The sequence below is a fragment of the Streptomyces sp. NPDC051217 genome (genome assembly GCF_044455465.1).
Taxonomy (GTDB): domain Bacteria; phylum Actinomycetota; class Actinomycetes; order Streptomycetales; family Streptomycetaceae; genus Streptomyces.
Genome location: NZ_JBITEV010000021.1, coordinates 39,629 through 61,551, shown reverse-complemented (window position 1 = coordinate 61,551; position 21,923 = coordinate 39,629). Strand labels below are relative to the sequence as shown.

At 68.7% G+C, this 21,923-nt stretch carries 15 protein-coding genes and 1 pseudogene; 11 read left to right on the top strand and 5 right to left on the bottom strand.

The window, feature by feature from the left end:
* Window positions 1–37: 37 nt before the first annotated feature.
* The 4 genes from ACIBBB_RS33190 to ACIBBB_RS33175 all read left to right on the top strand — a co-directional run bounded on the left by ACIBBB_RS33190 (window position 38) and on the right by ACIBBB_RS33175 (window position 4,452).
* Window positions 38–1,135 (top strand): enolase C-terminal domain-like protein, encoded by a 1,098-nt coding sequence (locus tag ACIBBB_RS33190; protein WP_398988635.1) that lies wholly within the window; start codon window positions 38–40, stop codon window positions 1,133–1,135.
* A gap of 91 nt (window positions 1,136–1,226) precedes the next feature.
* The gene (locus tag ACIBBB_RS33185) at window positions 1,227–2,612 is read left to right on the top strand and encodes an ABC transporter substrate-binding protein (protein ID WP_398988633.1); all 1,386 of its coding nucleotides are present in this window, start codon (window positions 1,227–1,229) and stop codon (window positions 2,610–2,612) included.
* Entirely contained in the window at window positions 2,609–3,541 is a 933-nt protein-coding gene (locus ACIBBB_RS33180; protein WP_398988631.1) for a carbohydrate ABC transporter permease, read from the top strand. Before ACIBBB_RS33185 ends, ACIBBB_RS33180 begins: the two co-directional genes overlap by 4 nt.
* Window positions 3,538–4,452: a carbohydrate ABC transporter permease gene (locus ACIBBB_RS33175; protein WP_398988629.1), complete on the top strand. Its 915-nt coding sequence runs from the start codon at window positions 3,538–3,540 to the stop codon at window positions 4,450–4,452. The genes ACIBBB_RS33180 and ACIBBB_RS33175 overlap by 4 nt, the downstream gene beginning before the upstream one ends.
* Window positions 4,453–4,520: 68 nt before the next feature.
* Here ACIBBB_RS33175 and ACIBBB_RS33170 read toward each other — a convergent pair.
* A pseudogene (locus tag ACIBBB_RS33170) lies at window positions 4,521–4,994 on the bottom strand (IS5 family transposase); the annotation flags it as partial.
* A gap of 347 nt (window positions 4,995–5,341) precedes the next feature.
* Between ACIBBB_RS33170 and ACIBBB_RS33165 the strand changes: the two are divergent.
* A complete protein-coding gene (locus tag ACIBBB_RS33165) occupies window positions 5,342–5,608 on the top strand; it encodes a hypothetical protein (RefSeq protein WP_398988627.1) in 267 nt (88 codons plus the stop codon).
* Between the two features lie 502 nt (window positions 5,609–6,110).
* Window positions 6,111–7,532: an IS21-like element helper ATPase IstB gene (gene istB / locus ACIBBB_RS33160; protein ID WP_398988625.1), complete on the top strand. Its 1,422-nt coding sequence runs from the start codon at window positions 6,111–6,113 to the stop codon at window positions 7,530–7,532.
* Window positions 7,533–7,610: 78 nt separating this feature from the next.
* Here the strand turns inward: istB and tpg are convergent, their stop codons facing one another.
* From tpg to ACIBBB_RS33145, 3 genes are all read right to left on the bottom strand, one after another.
* On the bottom strand, window positions 7,611–8,168 hold the full coding sequence (tpg, locus tag ACIBBB_RS33155; protein ID WP_398988623.1) for a telomere-protecting terminal protein Tpg: 558 nt from the start codon (window positions 8,166–8,168) through the stop codon (window positions 7,611–7,613).
* Between the two features lie 4 nt (window positions 8,169–8,172).
* The gene (gene tap, locus ACIBBB_RS33150; protein ID WP_398988621.1) at window positions 8,173–10,278 is read right to left on the bottom strand and encodes a telomere-associated protein Tap; all 2,106 of its coding nucleotides are present in this window, start codon (window positions 10,276–10,278) and stop codon (window positions 8,173–8,175) included.
* Between the two features lie 220 nt (window positions 10,279–10,498).
* Entirely contained in the window at window positions 10,499–11,041 is a 543-nt protein-coding gene (locus tag ACIBBB_RS33145; protein ID WP_398988619.1) for an ArsR/SmtB family transcription factor, read from the bottom strand.
* Window positions 11,042–11,097: 56 nt separating this feature from the next.
* Between ACIBBB_RS33145 and ACIBBB_RS33140 the strand changes: the two genes are divergently transcribed.
* The 3 genes from ACIBBB_RS33140 (at window position 11,098) to ACIBBB_RS33130 (ending at window position 13,929) form a co-directional block, all read left to right on the top strand.
* Window positions 11,098–12,003, top strand: a complete 906-nt coding sequence (locus ACIBBB_RS33140) for a S41 family peptidase (protein ID WP_398988617.1) — start codon at window positions 11,098–11,100, stop codon at window positions 12,001–12,003.
* A 170-nt stretch (window positions 12,004–12,173) separates the two neighbouring features.
* Window positions 12,174–12,761 (top strand): DUF4240 domain-containing protein, encoded by a 588-nt coding sequence (locus tag ACIBBB_RS33135; protein WP_398988615.1) that lies wholly within the window; start codon window positions 12,174–12,176, stop codon window positions 12,759–12,761.
* A gap of 364 nt (window positions 12,762–13,125) precedes the next feature.
* Window positions 13,126–13,929: a histone deacetylase gene (locus tag ACIBBB_RS33130; protein WP_398988613.1), complete on the top strand. Its 804-nt coding sequence runs from the start codon at window positions 13,126–13,128 to the stop codon at window positions 13,927–13,929.
* Between the two features lie 254 nt (window positions 13,930–14,183).
* Here ACIBBB_RS33130 and ACIBBB_RS33125 read toward each other — a convergent pair whose 3' ends face one another.
* Window positions 14,184–17,957 (bottom strand): S8 family serine peptidase, encoded by a 3,774-nt coding sequence (locus tag ACIBBB_RS33125; protein WP_398988612.1) that lies wholly within the window; start codon window positions 17,955–17,957, stop codon window positions 14,184–14,186.
* A 1,198-nt stretch (window positions 17,958–19,155) separates the two neighbouring features.
* Here ACIBBB_RS33125 and ACIBBB_RS33120 point away from each other — a divergent pair.
* Both ACIBBB_RS33120 and ACIBBB_RS33115 read left to right on the top strand, forming a co-directional pair.
* The gene (locus ACIBBB_RS33120) at window positions 19,156–20,388 is read left to right on the top strand and encodes a M14 family zinc carboxypeptidase (protein WP_398988610.1); all 1,233 of its coding nucleotides are present in this window, start codon (window positions 19,156–19,158) and stop codon (window positions 20,386–20,388) included.
* Between the two features lie 472 nt (window positions 20,389–20,860).
* Window positions 20,861–21,889 (top strand): peptidoglycan-binding protein, encoded by a 1,029-nt coding sequence (locus tag ACIBBB_RS33115; protein WP_398988608.1) that lies wholly within the window; start codon window positions 20,861–20,863, stop codon window positions 21,887–21,889.
* The last annotated feature ends 34 nt before the right edge of the window (window positions 21,890–21,923 follow it).

Below are 21,923 nucleotides of genomic sequence, written 5' to 3'. Positions count from 1 at the left end.
CCGGGCCCGCACGCACACACAGAGACGAAAGCTCAGGATGAAGATCACCCATGTCGAAGTACACCGGATCGAAGTTCCGGCGGCCAGCCCGCCCTTCCGCTGGAGGGACGGACTGAGCGGAAGCGCTCCGGTGGGCGACGGCGCGGTCCTGCGCATCGGCACCGACGAGGGAGCCGAGGGGGTGGCCCTGTTCGCCAGGCCGGGAGCCTTCACCACCCTGCGGGACCTGGTGGACCGGGTCTTCCGCGACGAGCTGGTCGGAGCCGACCCGTTCCAGCGGGAATGGCTCTGGCACCGGGTGTGGGAGTTGGACCGTATCCACGAACTCCCGCTCCCCACCCTCGGCCTCATCGACATCGCCCTGTGGGATCTGGCGGGCCGCCACCTCGGCCAGCCGGTCTGGCGCCTGCTCGGCGGCTTCCGGGAGACGATCCCGGCCTACGCCTCCACCTCGACGTTCTCCAGCATCCCGGAGTTCCTCGACGTGGCGGACCAGTGCCTGGCACTGGGCTACCGCGGTATCAAGCTGCACGCCTGGGGTGACGCCCGGCGCGACGCCGAGCTGTGTCTGGCGCTGCGCGAGCACGTCGGCCCGTCGGTGCCGCTCATGTACGACGGGTCGGCCGGCTTCGACCTGCCCGACGCGATCCGCCTGGGGCGCACCCTGTCCGAGGCGGACTACCTCTGGTACGAGGAGCCGATGCGCGAGTTCAGCATCTCCGCGTACCAGCGGCTGGCGGCCACCGTGGACGTGCCACTACTGGTGGCCGAGACCTCCGACGGAGCGCACATGAACTCCGCGGACTTCATCCGGGCCGGCGCCGCCACCTTCGGTGTGCGGGCCGGCACCACCCTCCGGGGCGGGATCACCGGCGCCATGCGCACAGCACACCTCGCCGACGCCTACCGGCTCCGTGCCGAGGTGCACGGTTCGGACATCCCGAACCACCACCTGTGCATGGCCATCTCCAACACCACCTATTACGAGTCCCTGGTGACCGCGGCGGACGTCGTCCGCGAGCGCCATGTGGACGCTCAGGGCCTGGTCCACGCCCCCACGGCGCCCGGCATAGCCCTCCCGCTCGACTTCGAATACGGAAGCGGACTCCAGCGCTTCGTCGAGCAGCCGCGCTGACCGGGCGGTGGCCGTCCGCCCGGACGGCCACCTCGCCCGGCGCCCCCACAAGGCGCGTACCCGTCCCACGTAAGAACAGAAAGGCAAGACGATGAGGTCTTCCGGATCTCCGCGAACCGGCCGACGCCGCACCGCGACGCGCGCCGCCGCGGCCGCGCTCTCCCTGGTCACGGCGGCCGTACTGGCCGGCTGTGCCAGCGCCGACACCACCACCGACTCCCCGTCCGCGGACTCGGAGTTCAAGCCGGTCGCACAGAAGGACGGCTCGCAGATCACGGTGTGGGCCGACTCCACCCGGCTGCCGTCGGTGGAGGCGTACCAGAAGGCGCACCCCGACGTGAAGATGAAGGTCGTCACGTACGACGGCGGCGCCGACGGCTCCTCGTACCTCCAGTCGAAGGTGCAGCTCTTCGACCGCACCGGCAGCGGCTGGCCCGACGTGGTCTTCGGCACACCCACCGACATGACCTGGGCGTCCGAGCCCACCAAGCCCGGCGCGCAGCCGTTCGCCGCGCCCCTGAACAACAAGCTCGTACCGAGCGCCACGCTCGACGGCTTCGCCAAGGGCTCCCTCACACCCTGTGAGTTCAACGGCGACACCTACTGCCTGCGCAACGACATCGCGCAGGTCGTCCTCTGGTACAACCAGTCACTCATGGACAAGTGGGGATACGAGGTCCCCACCACCTGGGAGCAGTACGAGGCCCTGGGCAAGCGGGTCGCCAAGGAGCACCCCGGCTATCTCGTCGGCTCGGTCGGCGACACCAACTCCCACGAGTCCTACTTCTGGTCCGGCCAGTGCCCGGCGTTCGACCTCGTGAAGCCGGACACCCTGCGCACCGATCTGCAGGACAAGAACTGCGTCCGGACGGCGACACTGCTGGACGAGCTGATCGACGCCAAGGCCGTCACCACCAAGGGCTTCTTCAGCCAGGGATTCGCCAAGAACAGCGGCGACAAGGTGCTGATGGCGTACGGCCCGTCCTGGTACGGCCAGTACCTGTTCAAGGCCGCCTTCAAGACCCCGGCCAAGCAGATCGCCGCCGCGTCCCCGCTGACCTGGGAGGGTGAGACGACGTCCGCCACCGGCAACGTCGGCGGAGGCGTGTGGATGGCGTCCTCGCACAGCGCCAACCTCAAGGCGTCCACGGACCTGATCACCTGGCTGACCACGTCCGACGAGAACCAGGCGTCCGCCCCCACGTACCCGGCCTACACGAAGGCGGCCGATGCCTGGCTGGCCAACCCGGCCAACAGCGACTACTTCGCCAACGATGTGAGCAAGCCCTTCCGGGACGCGGCAGGCCAGGTGTGGACCGGCTGGTCGAACACCAGGTTCTCGGACGCCACCGCCTGGTCCAGCGTCGTCCTGCCGGCGCTGACCTCCGGCAAGAGCCTCGTCTCCACCCTGCCCGCCTGGCAGCGGGAGATCGGCAACGAGGCGAAGGCCGAGGGATATCAGGTGGTCGACGAATGACACTGCTGGAGACCGAGCGCGTCGCCGTCTCCGCCCTCCGCCGCGGCGCCACGCCGCGGCGGAGGGGCCGCGGCCTCGCCGGCTACTTCTTCGTCGCGGGCTACACGGTGCTGCTGCTCGCTTTCGGCGTCTTCCCGACCTGCTACTCGTTCTACCTGGCGCTCACCAACGACAAGGGCCAGTTCACCGGGATCAACCAGTTCCTGAAGGTCGCCCAGGACTACCGCTTCGTCCCGGCCTTCACGAACATGCTGATCTATCTCGTCATGTGGCTGGTCGTCCTGGTGGTCCTCGTCGTCCTGGTCGCGCTGCTCCTGCGCAGCCGGGTGCGGCCGGGCACCTCGGCGCTCTTCCGCTTCCTGTACTACATCCCCGGTGCCCTCGCCGGGGTCGCCAGCGTCCTGGTCTGGCTGTTCATGCTGGACCCGGACGTCAGCCCGGTGTCCTGGCTGCTCAACAGCATGGGCATGCACAGCTTCGCGGCCGTGCTCGCGCCCGGCAATCTGCCGCTGATCCTCATGCTGATCGCCTTCTGGACCGGCGCCGGCGGCTGGATGGTCGTCATGTACGGGGCGCTGAACAACATCCCGGACGAGGTGCTGGAAGCCGCCAGGATCGACGGCGCGGGGCCCTGGCGTACCGCCTGGCACGTCCAGATCCCGATGATCCGGCAGTGGATCGTCTATATGACGATCATGGCCTTCGCGACCGGCACCCAGCTGTTCGTCGAGCCTCAACTGCTCCAGACCGCCAGCCTCGGCCGGGTGAGCCCCACCTGGTCGCCCAACCAACTGGCCTACGTCTACGCCTTCCAGCAGGGCGACTTCAACGGCGCCGCCGCCATCTCCGTCTTCCTGCTGGCGCTGGGACTCGTTGCCGCCGGGCTGCTGGTCGCCCGATCGAACCTGTTCAAGTTGGACGAGAAATGACACAGACCGCCCTCCCCTCGGCAACCACGGGCAGGCGCCTCCGGCCCTCCCGGGCCGCCTCCTTCCTCATCGTGGGCCTCCTGCTCGCCGTACTGCTGGTGTTCTTCGTACTGCCGGTGATCTGGCTGCTGCTCGCTCCGTCCAAGACGGCCGGCGAAGTGGTCCGGGACAACCCGTTCTCCTTCGGCTCGTTCCAGCAGATCGCCATCGCCTGGCAGCACCTGTTCGACTTCCAGGACGGAGCGATGGTCAAGTGGCTGCGCAACTCGGCCGTCTACGCGGGCGGTTCGCTCGTGCTGACGCTGCTCGTCAGCGTGCCGGCCGGCTACGCGCTGGCCCTGACGAAGTTCCGGGGCCGCAAGACACTGTTGACCGTCACCCTGGTCACGATGATCATGCCGCAGGCCACCCTGGTCCTGCCGATCTTCCTGGAGCTCAACCGCTTCCATCTGATCGGCACCATCTGGTCGGTGATCCTGCCCTTCTCCTTCTACCCCTTCGGCGTGTACCTCGTGTACATCTACTTCGGCAGCAGCCTGCCCAGGGACCTGCTGTCGGCCGCCCGGATCGACGGCTGCACGGAGTGGCAGCTCTTCACCCGTATCGCGCTACCGCTGGCGAAGCCCGTGGTAGGACTGGTCGCGTTCTTCAGCTTCGTGGGCAACTGGAACAACTTCTTCCTGCCTTACCTCGTCCTGCCGAGCAGCGACCAGTTCCCTGTCCAGGTGGGCCTGAACCAACTGCTGAGCTCCACTCCCGCGTTCAACCCGGTGGCCGGCGCCGGCCTGAACATCACCATCCCGGAACTGTCCCTGGCGATTCTCGTCGCCATCCTGCCCGTGCTGGTGCTCTTCCTGTTCTCCCAGCGCACACTGGTGTCGGGAATGCTTGCCGGGGCGACCAAGGAATGACCGCACGCACGACGGAGACGGCGCCCAACCGGGACAACGCAATCGAAATACTCGATTAAGAAGATGTCCTATGTGGTGAGGCGGACGAGGCGTTTGTAGCAGCAGAGGGCTGCGGCGAGGCCGGGGAAGGCCAGGTAGTTGCGGGGGTTGCGTTGGTAGCGTGAGCTGAGTCCGCGGTAGCCCGTCAGCCAGGACATGGTGCGTTCGATGACCCATCTGCGGCGCCCTGACCGTTCGCTGGACTCGACTCCCTTGCGGGCGATACGGACGCCGATGCGTTTTCCGCGTAACCATTTCCGCAGGTGGGGGATGTCGTATGCCTTGTCGGCGTGGAGTCGCTGGGGCTTGAAGTACCGGCCGTGGTGGGGGTCGTGTCTCGTTTGGTGACCCGCGACCATGGGCTTCAGCGCTTGGCTGTCGTGGGTGTTCGCGGCCGAGACGCCGACGAGTAGGGGCAGACCGTTCGCGTCCGACAGGACGTGCGTCTCGGAACCCCGCTTGCCCCGGTCCATGGGGCTCGGACCGGTGAGTTCGCCCCCCTTTGAGGTGGTGCAGGATCGCTTCGTGCAGCCGGCCGGCCCCACGGCCGTGGCAAGCGTCAACGCCAGTGCCGCTCGCAGACCCCGAGGACTCGACAACGTGTGTGCACCCATGATGTGCACTCCCGAACGCAAGGTCGGCCCCAACGGGCCTGATGATGAAGAACCGTCCGGCTTCTCACCCGGTCGCTGTCTGACAAGGAGAACTCCGTCGCTGAACGCCCCAGGAGGGCCATGAGGCAACCACCCATCACAGGAGGGGATTAGCCCCCTACCAGCCACCGTGGGGGGGCGACGTTCCCGGCGAACTGCTGTGTTTCCTGGAGGAGCACCCGGGCACCGCGGTCCGCTTGGCCGTCGCCCGGTACATGCCGCCGCCGCACGGCGACGTCTGGGCACGCTGGTACAGCGGCTGCACCGAGCCCATGAACCTCGGCGAATGGTCCGGCTGCCTGGCGGTCGGCCGCGGTGGCGAGTTGTGCGGCGGTCCCGCCGCCCACGACGGCGCACACGGCTACGACCCCACCGACCAGCGCGGCGACCGGTTGGCATACCCCTACCGGCCACGACTCCTCATCGCCCTGGCTCAGCAGAACTGTCCACTCATGATCAACTAATGCACAGCCACGCCGGCCCGATCCCCGACGCGACCGGCCTCCGGACGGCGCCTCCGCCCCCGCCCCTCGGGCCGGGGGCGTCGTCACGCCGGTTCCGCGACCGGGCGTATGGCCCGCAGACAGTCCGCTTCCCGTGGAACTGTCGCACAGTCGACGGGCTGCGTTCATGGACGCTCGCTCACCACGACCGGCTCCGTCGCCGGGCCGGGGCAGACGGTGGATACGCCTCGGCCATCCGTGTGCAGGTTTCCTGCTTTCCGCGCGTCGCGTCGGGGCTGGGAGAAAGGGTTCTCCCATGTCTCTGACCGCAAGTTGACCTAGTGGGGCTGGTTGAGGCCCTGTCACTATCGTTGGCATGTCGACCACTGGTGCCGGCTACGGCAGCAGTGCCACGTCACCGCGTCCGCCTCCCCCGAGGGACGACGAGCTGCAACCGCCGGACCTGGTCTTTTGAACAGCCGTCGCCGTCCGCCAAGTACGCGAACCGGCTGATGGTTTGGAGATGCCGTTGCCCAGTCATGACACACCCGCCCACGACCACAGCTGTTCATCCCCGGCTCCGGCCCCGGGCCCGTTCCGCGACCCGAGGGAAGTCGCGAACTTCGCGCCCGCCGCGCTCGGATACGCCCTCTTCGCCACCCGCTGGCTCCAGGCTCCGCTCTATTTCGGCTTGGTCGCCGCACAGGGTGTCTATGTCTACAAGTTCTTCAACGAGTTGTGGACATTAATCGTCCATGTCATCAACGGTCACGCCGACGAGACGTATGTCATGCTCGCCGTCCTCAAACTGGTCGACGTCGTGATGATCGCCAATCTGCTGATCATGACGATCGTCGGCGGCTACGAGACCTTCGTCTCGCGCATCAATCTCCAGGGCCATCGCGATCAGCCGGAGTGGCTCTCGCATGTCAACTCGAACGTGCTCAAGGTCAAGCTCGCCACCGCCATCGTGGGCATTTCGTCCGTCCATCTGCTGCAGATGTTCGTCGACGTGCACCACACCTCCCGGCACGCGCTGCTGTGGGGGACCGTGATCCACATGGCCTTCATCCTGTCCGCCGGGATTCTGGCCTATATGTCGGGCCCCATGTTGGAGTCGCGGAAGAGCAATCACGGGTGCGGTGGCCATGAGGGCGGTGGCCATGAGGGCGGTGGCCATGCAGGCAGTCACGGAGCAGGGAACCTGCGGCTGATCCCGAAGCCGTCCACCGGGTGGCACGACGATGCCACGTCCACGTCAGCAGGGCGCGCGGCGCCCTCCGCCTCCGCACCGACGTCGGCTCCGGCAGCGAAGTCGGCCTCCGCTTCGTCGCGTGGAGGTTCGGGCGCCGAGTCCCGTATCCGCGCCGCGGGCTTCCCCGCCCCCAAGGCGCTGGAGGACTTCGACCACGACTACCCCCGGTCACTTGACCGGGAGGCCGTGGCAATGCTCGGCAAGCTGAACTTCATCACCGCCAAGGAGAACGTGGTCCTCCTCGGCCCACCGGGCACCGGCAAGACCCACCTCGCCGTCGCCTTCGGCACGCGCGCCTGCCAGGCCGGCCACCAGGTACTGTTCGCCACCGTCGCCGAATGGGCCGCCCGACTCGCCGACGCCAAAGCCGCAGGCCGCCTCACCGGGGAACTGGCACTGCTGGACCGGTACCCCCTACTGATCGCCGACGCACTGGGCTACTTCCCCCTGCAAGCCGAAGAGGCCCAGCTCTTCTCCTGCCTCGTCGCGCACCGCTACGAGCGCGGCTCGCTGATCGTCACCAGCGACAAGCCCCTGAGCGGCTGGGACCTCGTCCTCAGCGACACCGTGGTGGCCTCGGCCGTGATCGACCGCCTCGTCCACCACTCCGAGATCATCAGCGTCGAGGGGGACAACTACCGGATGCGCGACCACGGCAGTTTCGGTTTCGCGTCCCCGGCCGTCCGTTAGCCGCACACCTGGGCCCTGCTCCAGGTTGGCATCTTGACTTTTGCGTTTTGGCCGTGGGGTTCTGAGGGTCTTGCCCAATTAGTAGTCGAAATCCATGTAGTCGATGTCGTTGATAGCGACATCCGAAAGTCCCAGAGCGCGCCCGCCGCCGTCCTGGAAATAGACGTCCTTAAGCCCATCAGCGATGATTCCGCGCATCTGCTGGTCGCTGGCACCGGCGTCACGCGCGTCGAACAGGCGCCGGGCGTACGTCGCGGGGAGGTGCACGGTGACTCTTCGGAACCGTCCGTCGTCCGTTGTGCCGACCGGCGCGGTGTAGCCGAAGCGGGCCCTGGTCTCCACGGTGATGCCTCCGGTGGCGGCGGCCTGTTTCTGCCGGCGTTTGCGGACCTGCGGCTGCCAGCGTGCCCGTACCGCGCCGTCGATCTTCGCGGCGACGTCGGCGCGGGCGTGCTTGCGGGCGCCGCGCCGGTAGCGGTTGACGGAGTCGGCGGTGACCCCGAGCTCCGCCGCGACGGCGCGCGCGCTGCCCATCTGCCGGAGCAGGTAGCCGATCTGGCCCTTCAGTGTCTTGGGCGGCCGGCGGGTGAAGGCTTCCCGGTCGGCCCGCTCGATCGCGTCCTCGATCTCCCCCACCGTGCTACTCCCCTTCGTCCAGGACGGCGTCGCCGCCCTTGATGTGGCGGGCCGGGTTGAGGCCCTTCTCCATCAGGTCGACCGCCCACAGCACCGTCTGGACGCCCTCCAGCTTCGCCAGGCCCGGGGTGGACCCGAGACGGAATCCGCCCGGCTGCGGCTTCCCGGACGCCGCGTACGGCAGAAAGTCCAGCGGGCTTTCCCCTGGCGAGGGGTAGACGACGCAGTCGGACAGCACCGCCAGCGGGAACAGCCCGGTCATCTTCGCCATGTTGTTGAGCTTGCGGTGCATGTTGACCCGGGCCTTGCTGATGACGGCGGCCCGGATGTCCGGGCGCCAGGTCGGCCGCTGAAGGGCCGGCCACGTCTCGCCCTGCTTGTAGTGCTTGCCCTGCGGGCGCTCGCGGAGTTTCCCGACGCCGCCCTTCACCGTGGCCTTGATGGCCGAGAGGACGGCGGCCAGAGCCGGGTCGTTCTGCTTGTGCTGCTCCATCGCCGCCAGGAACTGGTGGTCGTCCAGGTCCTTGGTGACTCCGAGGTCGGCGAGGGTGTCGACATACGCGTTCTTGAGCCGGTCGTGCCACGGGTCCAGGTACGCGCCGGTCTCCCGCCGCAGATACGCCTCGATGGGCTGGACGTTGTGGCCGAGTTCCTGGGCGTAGGCCACGGTGTGCGTCTGGTACCACGCCGGGCCCGCCGGGCGGGCGCCGTCCGGGGTGAACGGCGACGGCAGGCGCGGGTCCAGCTCGATGTGGGACAGGTCGACCAGCCAGGAACCGGGGATCTTCGGGTTGAACGCCGGGGCATGGAAGTGGTCCGGGGCGGACAGGCCCACGACCAGGCGGGCCGCCGCCGCGAGAAACGCCGTGTTCAGGTCCAGGCCGACCGCGAAGGGCAGCGTGCACTCCTCATCGGACAGCGTGTCCACCGACCGCACCCACTGATACGCCTCCTCATTCAGGAAGCCGCCACTCCAGCCGGAGTTCACGACGACGGGATGCTCCGCGGTGGCCTCCGGCGGCGCCGGGTCCATCGGCTCCGTGCCCAGCGAGCCCGCGTTGTGACCGGACACCCAGTTCCCGCTCGCGGGGTCCTGCACGGCCTTCGTCGGCGGGCGCAGCGCCGTCATCAGCTCCAGCCCCGAGACAGCCGTGGAGCCGCGCGGGGTGATGACCCGGGTCGCGTAGATGCCGAGGACGCGGGCGATGTCGGTCGGCGCCATCTCCGTCACACCGGGCCAGGACCGGTCGTCGAAGGCGTCCCAGGAGAGGATCGCGAGCTGCACGCACTGCCGCTCCCTGCCCTGGGCCTTGCGGTAGACCCTGGCCCACGGCCCGAAACCACGCTGCGTCAACTGCCACTTCGCGCGTCCGACTTGCTTGACCACCGGGTGGTCCTCCGGCAGACGCAGGGAACGGCGCTGCTCGTGGCCCTCCAGGCGCTCCGGCAGTCCGAGCTTCACCGCAGCCGCCGCCGTGAGCACGATCAGCGGATCGGAGTCCTTGCCGTACCGGTGCAGCTTGGGCGAGCCGATCCCGGACTCCTTGAGGGTCCACTCCACCAGTTCGGGGATCGTGGTGGCCGGGCAGTCCAGCACAATGCCGTCGATCCCGTACGCGGAACCGCCCCCGTCCAGGACGGCGAGCGGACCGTGCGGGAAACGCGGATCGACGGCGGGCTTCGCCGTCCTCTTCGCCGCCGGACGGCGCGACGACGTCGCCGGGCGGGCGGGGCGCTCCGGCACGGCTTCGACGGCGGGGCCGGCGGAGGTGCCGGGGGCCTCAGGCGCGGAGGGTCCGGTAAATGTCTCCGGCACCTCCGGCCGGGGCGCGACCACCGGGGCGGGCGCGGGAGTGCCGTGGGCTGGGAACTTCGCCGTCCACCCGTCCAGCAACCGCCGATACGCCGACAGACGCGGCTCCTTCGGCTCCGACCTGCCGTTCTCATAGTTCTTCACCGACTGCGTCGACGTCTTCAACGCGACCGCGAGACGGGCCTGCGTGACACCGGCAGCCTCACGCAGCCGGGCACGCTCCGCCGGGGGCGGCAGCTGCGGCTCCTCCTCCAGCAACGCGTCCACCGACGCGAACAGCTCTTCCTCGGATGCCATGGGTGGATCTCCTTTCACACCCCAACCCTAGCACTATTTACCCTAGTTATTAGCCCATTTTTTAACCCGTTCAGTTCTTCCGGTGGGTGGAGAAAGGACTGTCCTTCGACATCGAAGATAGTCACGTGCAGCGCGCTGATCTGGGGCGGCTGGGTTGGATGTCAATGGATGCGGCTCGTCGTGAGTGAGCTTGGTGTGCTGCCTCGTGAGGGTGGTGCCGCTAGGCGGAACTGGTGGTACTGGTCGGCAGAGCCTGCTGATAGAGCGCCACCAACACACCGTGCACAGGTTGATCCTGTGCATTTCCCTCGGTCTCGTCGACCAGCTTGGCGAGGGCCTCGCCGAGTTCTCTTGCCTTCGCAGAGCTGAGACGCAGATGGCGCAGGGTCAGGTGGGTCTCGGCGGGAGACCGGTCCAGTTCCTGGGCGACCGCGGCGAGCATCGCGGCGGTGCCTGCCGCCTGGGGTTCGGCGACGACCATGCGACGGGCCGTGCGCTGGTAGTACTGCTCGGTGCCGCCGCGGACCTGGCGGGTCTCGGCGACGTGGACCAGCCCGGCTTCGCGGAGCACTTTGAGGTGGTGGGCCACGTTGCCCTTCTTCGCGTCGAGCCGCGCCGCAAGCTGTCTGATGGTGGCAGGCTGGTGTCCCAGGGCGAAGAGCAACCGCTGGCGCAACGGGTGGGCGAGCGCCGCGAACTGCTCAGGCGCACCGATCTCCAGAACATCCTCAGGAGGCGGCAGATGGGAAGGCTGATCACGCATACCGTAAGTGTCTAAATTCTTTGACGCTTTCGCAAGGCAGTGCTCTACTCCCGGGCATGACGACTCTGACGAAGCTTCAGCCTGCCCCTGTCATCGACGAGACAGCCCGACTGCTGACCGAGCACTACGTTTTCCCGGAGATAGCCGAGCAGCTCGCCGGCCTGCTGCGACGACGCCTCGCCGGGGGCGCCTATGACGTCGACGGCGCCGAAGAACTCGCCCGTCTTGTCACCTCGGACCTGCAGTCCGTCAACGGCGACCGGCACCTGAGACTGAAGCACCACCCCGACCCGGTGCCCCCGCAGCAGGGGGCTGCCACCCGGGCCTCCATGCGCCGGGACTTCGGCACCTCGCTGGGCGGGGCGCCCCGCGTGGAGCTGCTCGACGGAGGGGTCGCCGTACTGGAGCTGGCGCCGATGCTGTTTCCGCTGGAGTGGGCCGCCGAACCGCTGAGCGCCGCGCTCACCCTCGCCTCCCGTGCCCAGGCGCTGATCGTGGACCTTCGCGCCAACCGGGGCGGCGACCCGGACACGGTCGCCTTCGTCTGCAGTTACCTGCTGGACGAGCGCACCCACCTCAACACCATGCACTGGCGCGACGGCGAGCGCGGCGAACAGTCCTGGAGCCTGCCGCACGTACCCGGCGCGAGCTTCGGTGGCAGCAAGCCGTTGTATGTGCTGTCCAGTAACAGCACCTTCTCCGCCGCTGAAGAACTGGCGTACGACCTCCAGCAGCTCGGCCGCGCCGAGGTCGTCGGCGAGCCCACCCGCGGCGGCGCACATCCGTGCAAGGGCTGGACCGTGCACCCGCACCTGGAAGCCACCGTCCCATTCGGCCGCGCCATCAACCCTATCTCCGGCACGAACTGGGAGGGCACCGGTGTGCAGCCGGACACCCCTTGCGCCGCTGCTGATTCCCTCGACCACGCGCACGCACTGGCCCTCGCCCGACTGGCAGGCTGACCCAGCGCTCCAGGGCCGTCAGCCTCGCGGTCCAGCGACCTGCCGGCTCTTCCAACTCGGTGGAATCAACGCTGACTCCCAGTTCAACCACGGCGGCAGGGCTGGCACTTCAACGCCAGCCCGGTCCTCTGCGGCGAGCCTTGTCAGAGGTGGCTGTCATAGTGCCCGACATGGACCGCGACACCTTCTGGAAGCTCATTGAGAAGTGCCGAGGTCCGGCACTTGGCCGGGCCGGGCGGCTCGCCTGGTTGCGGGGTGAGCTGGCACGGAAGCCCGCAGCGGAGATCGTGGGGTTCCAGGTGTGCCTCGATCGCCTGTGCGAGCAGGGGTTCACTTGGGACCTTTGGTGTGCCGCCGAGCGGATCTTCGGGGGCTGGTGTTCGGACGACAGCTTCTGCTACTTCCGCCTGTGGGCAGTCGGCCTGGGCAGCACCACGTTCGAACGGGCTGTCCGGAACCCCGACACACTGGCCGAAGCTCCAGAAGTACACCGCTTGGTGGGCCGGCCACGGCGCTCCTGGGACGATAACCGGCCGGAGTGGGAGGAGCTGGACTATGTCGCGGCCATGGCCCATGAACAGGTGACCGGAGTTCCTTACGACGCTGGGTCCTTCTACGAGGCCGTGGCCGCCCGCCGGAGCGGCGACGACGTACTTCGGAATCCGCTGGGAGAGCGTTGGGACGTACGAGACGAACTCGAAGCGACGCGCAAACTGCCGCAGCTGAGCACCAAGTTCCCGATCACGACACAGCCCTGACCTGATCTCACTCACGCATGATGCACTGAATGAGGCCGGTACAAGGCGGTGCCGTTCCACCCTCGCGCTACTCTTCGGCCCGGGTTCTTCCGGGACTGCGCTCGGCTCAGAGCTCTCCTCGCGGCAGCTGAGGATGCCCGCGGCAGAGCAATCACTTTCCGGATACAGCCTCGCTGCTCTGTGCTTGTTCGACCCGGCCGGGTCCCGGGAGGATCCGCTCGGCCCGTCCACGCCGGTAGTGTCGGCCAAGACCGGTCCCCTGGGACAGGGCAGAGCCGACCTGGCGCACTGGCGCAGCCCTCCCCGTCCCGCGCGCCTTCCATGCGGAGCGGGTTCGCGACTGCGCAACCGCGCCGTCGGGGCCATGAACCTCTTCCACACCGCCAGCGGGCCACTCACCACCCCCGACATCTCCCTCGCCCGGGCCCTCGCCGACATCGCCGCCATTGACCTCGACACCGCTCGCACCCCCCGCCCTCGAAGCCTCCCATCGATTGGAGTCATCATCAGCCCTCAAGTCATCGATGCAACTGGGGGCGTCATCGCCGTACCACCACAACGGGTTTGGTATACGTCGTACGGCTCGAACATGGATCTTGCCCGCCTTGCGCACTACATCACAGGGGGACAACCTCCTGGCAGCACGAGGGAGTATCCGGGGTGCCGAGATCAACGGCTACCTGAGCGATCCCTGCCCGTGGAGATCGTAGGCTCCATGTACTTCGCCACCGAGTCGACAGTCTGGACCGGCGGGAGGGCGTTCCTCGATCCGGGCGCCGAGGGCCGCGTGCTGGCGCGAGCACACCTTGTCACCGCCCAGCAGTTCTCGGATATCGCCGCACAGGAGATGTACCGGGAACCGGGAACCGACCTCGACCTGAGCGAGGTTCTGAGCCGTGGCCATGCCGTGCTCGGGAACGGGCGATACGAAACGCTCGTATGTCCGGGGATCCTCGACGGGGCGCCGATGCTCACGTTCACGGCGCCCTGGAGCGTTGATGAGGTCGAACTCAACGCGCCATCGGCCGCGTATCTCACCGTCCTGACGCGCGGTCTGCTTGCCGCAGGGGCGTGGGAGTTCGCCACGATCGCCGAGTACGTCGCTGCCTGCCCCGGCGCGTCGGGCCACTGGACAGAGCGAGAGATCAGAAATCTGATCGCCGCGTAGGGCGCGCCTGTGCCGACACCGCGCTCGACCGTCCTGTTCCTGGGCCCGGCGGTACCGACCACCTTCCGCAGGGCCGCCCGCCGCGCCGGCTTCCGGATTCTGAACGCCGCCTCTCCCAGATCTGAAGACAGAACACTCCCCGACACCGCCGGGGCACGGCCCGTCCCTCCCCCGCTTCCCCCGCTTCCCCCGGTTGGCCGGCGCCTGCGAGACGCGCCGGCCAACCGGGGGAACCGCGTGGAGACGGGGGCGGATCAGCCCAACCCGGCCGCCCGCACGACGGTCTGCGCAACTGAGTTGCCCCTGGCGTCGGAAGCGTGCACCCGCACCGAGAGGAAGTCCGCCTTCGCCGGTGCGCGCAGGTGGGTCAGAGCGCCTCGTGAGGAGTTGCTCAGCGTCGCCCGCTGCCAGGTGCGGCCGTCGTCGTAAGACAGCTCCACCTTGTCGGTACGTACCGCGGCGACCGAGACTCCCGGGATGTGCGCGGGAGTGACGACGAGCTCGGCGTTCCGCTTGGCCGTGCCGTCGGCCCTGGTGGCGATGGTGTAGTCGACCTGGACCAGCGGCAGCGTCTGCCTCGTTCCCTTCTTGGGGGCCTCCGAGACAAATCCCCACTCGGTTGTGGTCGCGGTGGAGTACGGGTACCCCTCCGTGCGCGCGGTGGTGGTCACCAGCCGGTAGCCGGAACGTTCCGCGGGCACCTCGGCGCCGACGAACGAGCCCTCGCCGGAGGCGAGCAGGGTGTCGCCCCGGTAGAGGGCGCTCGTCTGGGACGTGGTGCCGAAGCCGATGACTCCCGCGTGGTCCTCCCCGCTGTCACCGAAACCGGGGAGGAATGCCTGCACGCTGTTGCCGGTGCGCTCCGGCAGCCACTGGCTGCTGTTGAGACGGGGCCGTTCCATCGGACCGAACCACTGCACGTCAGTGGACTTGCCCGCCGAGTAGTCGATCACCCCGGAGAACTGGAAGGACTTGATGCCGACGCTGGCCTCCTCCATCCACGGGACGTTCTTGTCCGCGGTCACCCAGTCGGTGCGGTGCGCAGCCGCGTTGGACACCCGTGTCCCGCCGATCTTCACCCCGAGGTAGGGCTGGATGTCGTAACGGAATTCGTCGACCTCGTCGGCCGGATCGTTGCGGAAGTCGACGTTCACGCGGGCGAGTTGGTGTTCCTTGGGCGCGTATTCCAGATCCCGCGGAATCTTGCCGTGCCAGGAGTGGACCAGGTCGTACAGGTACTCCGTCTTGGCATGGCCGACCACCCGCATCGGTACCGAACCCGTGTGGCTCTTCTGGATGCGGCTGATCAGGGTCTCGCCCTCGGTGCGGGACACCCCCGCGACAGTCAGCGGGGTACGGCGGACCGCCTCGCGGAGCCGCCCGTCGAGGTCGTTGACCATCACCAGGAGCGCCACACCGGCCTGTTGTGCCGCCTGCACCTGGTCGGCACCGGACGGCGCGAAGTCACCGTCCTCGGGTGCGTAGCGGACGACGGCGACCTTCCCCTTCGCGTCCAGGGAGGCGTAGTCCTCGGTCCTGCCGTTGCCCGCGAACACGGCGGGGAGGGTGCGGTTGCCGTTGGAGGGAAGTGCGGAGCCGGGCTGGATCCACAGGTCGTCGAAGTCCTGGTCGCCGGCGGTGAGGGCGAGCAGCGGCTGCTGCATCCGCCAGCGCGCGGTGTAGACCAGATCGCCCCTGGCGGGTTTGGCGGTGGGCAGAGCCCACAGGCTGTCGAATCCGTCGCCGACCATGTGCGCGTCCGCGATGGGGGGCGCGTCGCCGCCGAAAGTGCGGCTGAAGTCGACGCGGACGTCGCTGTCGGTGCTGGTTCTGGGTGTCCTCAGTTCGACCTGGCGTACCCGGGTGCCGTCCAGCACGATGTCGGTGTCGCCGCCGTGCAGGTCGATGGTGGGTGCTGCCAGCAGGGCCAGACCTGCCGACGACTCACCGTGGGTACCTTCGACGGCGAGCCAGGTCCAGGCGGTGTAGGTACCCGCCGGTGCGATGACGTCGAGGACGCCGTTCCGGCTGTACTGGGCCGAGTAGTACTCGTCGCCCTCGCGCTGGTAGTTGACCAGGACGTTGACAGGGGCACCGCTGCGGTCACTGACGTGGATCCGCAGGTGGTGATCCTCCTCGCGGGTGCTGACGGCGACGAGGGTCCTGGTCGTCGTCTTCCCGTCGACCGATCCTGTGACGTGGCCCGTGTAGCGGTTGCCGGCCGGGGCTTGGTCGAGGTGCGTGGTCAGGGTGGTCGAGGCGCTGCCGCCCGCCGGGACGACGAGCTGCCGGTCGGCCAGCGTGAACAGATCCTGTGGCGCGTCGGGGGCGGCGACCTCCAGATTGACGGTCACCGCCTCGTCACCGCTGTTGTTCCACCGGACCGTCTTATCGACGGTCTCGCCCGGGGCGCCGCCGAGCGAGTGGATCCCGGCATCGACGGTTCCGGTCGCGAACAGGGTTCCCTCGGTGGCGGCGACCAGGTCGACGCGGCCGTTGCCGCCCTCGTCGGGGTTGGCGGGTGTCGGGAGAGAGCTGCTGATCAGGGCGTCCTTGATCCGGTCGCCCTTCCAGTCGGGATGCTCGGCCGCCAGCAGGGCCGCGGCGCCCGCGACGTGCGGGGTGGCCATGGAGGTGCCGCTCATCTGTGTGTACGGACCGGTGCCGCCCCCGTACTGGGAGCGCGCGGCGAGGATGTCCACGCCCGGCGCGGTGATCTCCGGCTTGATCGCGTCATCACGCAGCCGTGGTCCTCGGCTGGAGAAATCGGCGACGGCGTCCTTGGAGTCGACCGCGCCGACGGTGAGGGCCGCGTCCGCCGCTCCCGGTGAGCCGACCATGTGGTCGGCGGGGCCGGAGTTGCCGGCCGCGATGGTGAACAGTGCCCCGGTTTCGGCGCTGAGCTCGTTGACCGCCCGGCTCATGGGGTCGGTGCCATCGCCCGGGGCGTCGGAGCCGAGGCTGAGACTGACGATGCGCGCGTCGGCGTCGCGGGCGGCCCACTCCATGCCGCTGATGATCCAGGAGTCCTGCCCGATGCCCAGATTGCTGAGCACCTTGCCCACATGCAGGTTCACGCCGGGGGCCACACCTTTTTCGGTGCCGCCGGACGCGGCCCCGCTTCCGGCGATGGTGGATGCCACATGCGTGCCGTGGCCGTGGTGGTCGTTGACGTCCTCGCCCGGCACGAAGCTGGCGGAGGAGGCGACGCCCGCGAGATCGGGGTGCCCGGTGTCGTATCCCGTGTCCAGGACCGCCACGTCAACACCCTTGCCGGTGTTGCCCTTGGCCCAGACCTCGGGGGCGCCGATCTGCGCTGCGCTCTCCGCGAGGGAGGCCTTGACCTTCCCGTCCAGCCATACTTTCGCAATGCGGCCGGCCAGTTCCGGTCCCCCGTTACCGGGGGCGGACGCGGTGAGCGAGCTCGGTTCGGTGCGGGACGGAGCGGAGGGGGACGGGGAGGTGAGGGAGTGCCAGAAGCTCTCGGCCCGGTCGCGGTCCGCGGTGAGCGCGGTGCTGTCGATGCTGCTGAGAGGCCGTGCGTCGGTCGCGCCTTCAGGCAGGGGCGGTGCCACGAAGGAGCGTCGTGACGAAGGGGTGTAGCTGACGATCACTGGCAGACCCTCGGTGTGGGCGTCGTCCAGTTTGTCGGCTATCAGGCGGGTGACGTTGAAGAGTTCCGTATCGAGTCTTCCCGCCGCCACATAGGGATCGGCGGATGACGGGTAGACGTAGGTGTCCCCATCACGGGTGGTTATGCGGGCGTCGGCGCGGCGACCGTCCGGTCCTTCGACGGTGACGGAGTCGGGGCCTTTGCCGCCGGGTGTGACGGTCACCCGGTCACCGGTCAGCAGGGTGACGGTGTGGCTGCCGGTACCGGAAGGAGCCTCGCCGACGGCTGCGACAACGTTGTCGGGGATGTCGGTGCTGTCCTGGCCGGCAGCGGCGGCCGACGGGGTGGCCGTCAGCACCACCAGGGCCGAGCCGATTGCCAGCAATTTGTGTCTGCTGGTGCGCTTCTGTCTCACTAGGTGTTCCTTGCATCGAAGTCTGCGCGGACGCCAGGACCCTAATGTGATGATCATTAGAAGGGACAGTGATCTTTCGGAAAAAACATCGAGGAAATCTGGCTGTCATCGAGACAGCGAGTCGCGCTCGGGGCAAAGCCTGTCAAAGCTGTCGGCGCCGGGCTCCCGGCGGGTCACGGTCCGAAGCGCATGCTGATGTGGACCGCGAGGTGTCCGCGAAGGGGGCACGGGCGCAGGTCGACGCCCGCAGCCACGACGACGAGCGCGAGGTCATCGAACTCGCGCTGAGGCGGGGTGAGGAACCCTCGTCGGCGGGACCGATATGCGGGTCAACACGGAGCGGACTTCCCTGTGTTCGCGCTCACCACCCAGAGAGTGACGATCGCGGCCCGGCCGGCTTCGGCCGGAGGGCGGATCGGACCGGCCGGCTTGGCCTTCCGTCCGTCCCGGTCGGGCAGGTCGTCCCACGCGGCGACACGTCCCGGCACCAGCCGTGCGAGGGAACACGCTGCCGGACGGCAGCCCCGCCGCGGCGACGGCCAGGTCGGCCGCTCCGCCCAGGACGCGGCGTCGGCTCGGCCCGGAGTTCTGCTCATGGCTCATGAGGGGCTCCTACTTCGCTCAAAGATCAGGGGATCGTGCGGCTCTGCGCGATCTGTGGGCGGTGGTCCACCCGCCGGGCTCGCTGCGCGGTCCGTCGGCACGAGGGGCCGGTCGGACCACTGCGACGGCGCCCGGCGTCCAGGCTGTCCCACCGAAGGACGCCCGTGGTCCCGGAGATCGGCGCCTCCACCAGGGCTCCGGCAACCGTGACGAGGTGACACCCCGGGCAGCACACCCGAGTTCCGATGATCACCCACGCGGACAGTCCTACTCAGGAAGAGGCGCCCTGGCAGGACTTCGCCCCTCCGCGAGTGGCTGCTCTCCATCGCCACCGGCGGCCGGCGGCTCCACCTCTCGCGCATCCACCTCGCCCCCCCTTCCGCATCAGCACCGCGGTGCGGCGAGGCGCGCGCGGGGATGTGACGGCGGTTCGCCGTACGGGACGCGCAGCGGCCCGCGCCGGCACAGACACGGCGCCGCATGACCCGCGCTTTGCGTTCTTGACCGGAACCTGCCAAAGCGGTTGGATCAACCCGGCTGCCCTGTAAGGCCGTTCAGCACGCATGGCCAGTGCCCGACGATCCGAGGAGCCCACATGCGCAAGCCTGTCCCCGCCGTCCGCAGATCCGCCACGCTCTCCGCCGCCCTCGCGGCCTCCGTCCTCGGAGTGACGGTCGCCGTCGCACCGGCCGCGCATGCCACCCCGCCGATCGAGACCTGTCAGGTCCCGGAGAACCCCTCCTGGGACGGCTGGACCAACTATTCGGAGCTGGTCCGCTCCCTCCAGTCCATCGAGCGCCGCAGCCACGGCCGGGTCGACGTGGAGAAGGCCGGGCGGACCACCGAGGGCCGCACCCTGTGGCGGGCGCGGGCCGGCAACGGCAAGAAGGTCGTGCTGGTCACCAGCGCGATCCACGGCAACGAACGCACCGGCACCGAGGCGCTGCTACAGATCCTGAACCGCCTCGGCACCTCCCAGGACCCGCACACCCGCGCCCTGCTCCGCCAGGTCACCTTCGTGGCGATGCCGATGGTCAACCCGGACGGAGGCGAGCTCAACCGCCGCGCCAACGTCATCTCCTGGAACCAGGTCACCGACCGCTTCCCGCAGCTCAAGGGCGCTCCGAAAGCCTGGTACCACTCCGAGACCGGTGACGGCATCGCCAAGCCCGGCTTCGACCTCAACCGCGACTTCAACCCGGACCTGAACTACGTACCGAAGGCGTCCGACCTGCCCGGCGAGCAGACCGACGCAGGGTTCTTCCTCTCCCCCGAGTCGCGCGCGATCCGCGACACGTACGTCCAACTGCGCCGCGAGAAGGGCCAGGTGGAGGCGTACATCGATCTGCACCACATGGGCCCGTGCGACCGGCTGACCAGCGGACCGCAGGCCGGGAAGTTGATCTCGGCGGCGATCGACTACCCGCCGCTCGGCGTCGAGGACGGAGCCAAGTACAAGAAGGACTGGCCCAAGCTCGACCAGGACAAGTCGCGGCGGTACGCGCTGGCCGCCGCCAAGGGGATCTACGGCAAGTACGGCATGAACCAGGCCGAGTCGGCGATCGGGCGGTACGTCCACCCGGACGAGCGGGAGTACGCCGGGCAGGGCCGGTCCGCGTTGGCGCTGAACGGCACCGGGACGGTGCTGTTCGAGGTCCGGGGACAATCGGACGACCTCGGCGAGCAGCACAAGGAGGTGTTCACGGCGACGGTCCGCACCGGCGTGGAGTCGATCATGACGGGGGTCGCCACGGGCGCCGCGGACCGGCTCGACGGGGACGAGTTCTTCACCCTGCCGACGTACGGCTGGGATTCCCCGAAGCCCTAGGTGTATTGATCACGAGCGTTGTTGACGCTGGCGGGGCTTGATCATGGCGAAGACCTCCGGGTGGTGGAGCTGTAGGGGAACTCACCGCACGGAGGTCTCCGTCTCCGACCGTGATGCCCGGCGACCCGGACGGATTCGGTCGAGGGTGAACCGACCCGACTACCGCCGCCCGGACGCTCATTGGTGCCACCTCTGACACTTTGGGCTCGCATCTTGACCTGCGGCTCTCCTGTGCCATCCTCGAAAAGCCCGTCAGCTGAGCCTGCCCGCACGCTGTCCACCCAGTGATCCGTCGTCACCCGGCGTCCTCGTGTCCGCAGTGCGGCACCGCGGGCACCGGTCGCCGCCGCACCTCGGCCGAGCGGGCCCGAGCGCGTGCGGGCCAGTCCGGAGCGCCGCCCCGCACGCCGGCCGGAAGCCGGCACACCGAGGAGGAAAGATGAAACGACTGCTTCGCTTAGTCAAGCTGTTCGTGGCCGTCGCAGCTTCCGCCGTACTCGCCTTCCAGGCCGGTGCGCCGGCTTCCGCGGAGGGCGTTCGCGCCCGGTCCGCGCCGCCCATCGACTTCCAGCTGCCGTTCACGTGCGGACAGCAGTGGCGGCTCGACACCTGGGCGCACGCGCCCGCCCTGGACATGGTGCGCGAACCCGACCAGGTCGGCACCGAAGGGGCCGTGCTCGTCGCGGCGGCGGACGGCGTCGTGAACATGTCCTTCTCCCACGCCAACGCCGGGAATGTCATCCAGATCAATCACGGCAACGGCTACTTCACCACCCATCTGCATCTCCAGTCGCGCTCCGTCGGCGTGGGCACCACCGTGACGCAGGGCCAGACGATCGGGAGAGTCGGGAAGACGGGTCCGACCTCCAACGGCCATCCCCATCTCCACTTCGAGCTCGGCTACGACGCCAACGGCAACGGGGAGGCCAGTTGGGGCACATCGACCTCCGAACGGGTCAGGCCCTGGTTCGACGGGGTCGAATACGGTCAGTCGAACGGTCGGACCTGGCGCAACGTCGCCCGGGACTGCGGCGGCACTCCGCCCACCAGCTGCTCCGGGGTCAACCTGAACTTCTCCGCGTACGCGACGATCCGGAGCGGCTCCAGCGGTGATCTGGTGAAGGCCGCGCAGTGCCGGCTGAAGGACTCCGGTAACGACCCGGGTGCGCCGGACGGCGCGTTCGGTCCGAATGTGCAGACCGCGACCCGGGGTTTCCAGGCCGATGTGGGGCTGAGCGTCGATGGCGTCATCGGTGCGAAGACCTGGACGGCGCTGCTGTCCTACGGCTCCACCCCGACGCTGCAGAGCGGCTCCAGCGGTGCGGACGTCAGCAGGCTGCAGCGCGCGCTGACCGCGGCTCTCGGCAGCACGGTCGGCATCGACGGTTCCTTCGGCCCGGAGACCGGTCAGGCCGTCCGTACCTACCAGTCGTCCAGGGCGCTGGGCGCCGACGGCATCGTCGGTCCGGCCACCTGGGGCGCCCTTCAGGACGGCGAGTAGCGCAGCCGCGCGAGGGGCGTCAGAGCCCGGCCAG

Excerpts from the sequence above, each read along its gene's own strand:
- ACIBBB_RS33190 (WP_398988635.1), top strand. The coding sequence starts at position 38 with ATGAAGATCACCCATGTCGAAGTACACCGGATCGAAGTTCCGGCGGCC.
- ACIBBB_RS33185 (WP_398988633.1), top strand. The coding sequence starts at position 1,227 with ATGAGGTCTTCCGGATCTCCGCGAACCGGCCGACGCCGCACCGCGACG.
- ACIBBB_RS33180 (WP_398988631.1), top strand. The coding sequence starts at position 2,609 with ATGACACTGCTGGAGACCGAGCGCGTCGCCGTCTCCGCCCTCCGCCGC.
- ACIBBB_RS33175 (WP_398988629.1), top strand. The coding sequence starts at position 3,538 with ATGACACAGACCGCCCTCCCCTCGGCAACCACGGGCAGGCGCCTCCGG.
- istB (WP_398988625.1), top strand. The coding sequence starts at position 6,111 with ATGCCGTTGCCCAGTCATGACACACCCGCCCACGACCACAGCTGTTCA.
- tap (WP_398988621.1), bottom strand. The coding sequence starts at position 10,278 with ATGGCATCCGAGGAAGAGCTGTTCGCGTCGGTGGACGCGTTGCTGGAG.
- ACIBBB_RS33145 (WP_398988619.1), bottom strand. The coding sequence starts at position 11,041 with ATGCGTGATCAGCCTTCCCATCTGCCGCCTCCTGAGGATGTTCTGGAG.
- ACIBBB_RS33140 (WP_398988617.1), top strand. The coding sequence starts at position 11,098 with ATGACGACTCTGACGAAGCTTCAGCCTGCCCCTGTCATCGACGAGACA.
- ACIBBB_RS33135 (WP_398988615.1), top strand. The coding sequence starts at position 12,174 with ATGGACCGCGACACCTTCTGGAAGCTCATTGAGAAGTGCCGAGGTCCG.
- ACIBBB_RS33130 (WP_398988613.1), top strand. The coding sequence starts at position 13,126 with ATGAACCTCTTCCACACCGCCAGCGGGCCACTCACCACCCCCGACATC.
- ACIBBB_RS33120 (WP_398988610.1), top strand. The coding sequence starts at position 19,156 with ATGCGCAAGCCTGTCCCCGCCGTCCGCAGATCCGCCACGCTCTCCGCC.